Source organism: Pseudomonas sp. BJa3 (genome assembly GCF_026343815.1).
Classification (GTDB): domain Bacteria; phylum Pseudomonadota; class Gammaproteobacteria; order Pseudomonadales; family Pseudomonadaceae; genus Aquipseudomonas; species Aquipseudomonas soli.
Window position 1 is genome coordinate 1 of sequence record NZ_JAOXMC010000147.1, and the last position, 276, is coordinate 276.

At 63.8% G+C, this 276-nt stretch carries 1 protein-coding gene; it reads right to left on the reverse strand.

Features of this window, described 5'->3' with window-relative positions:
• The coding region (locus OH705_RS27200; RefSeq protein WP_267303435.1) for a PhoH family protein at positions 1 to 276 on the reverse strand (276 nt) is incomplete at both ends.

Genomic DNA, 276 nt, shown 5'->3' on the forward strand with positions numbered 1-276 from the left:
GTGATGTGCGCGCTGTGCGCCCAGTTCTTGAAGCGGTCCACCGCGTAGGTCAGGCCGGACGTGGTCTCGGTCAGGTAAGGCGTGTCGATCTGCTCCACGTTGCCTAGGCAGACGATCTTGGTGCCCGGGCCGGCGCGGGTGATCAGCGTCTTCATCTGCTTGGGCGTCAGGTTCTGCGCTTCGTCAAGGATCAGGTAGCGGCTCAGGAACGTGCGCCCGCGCATGAAGTTCATCGAGCGGATCTTGATGCGCGAGGCCAGCAGGTCGTTGGTCGCC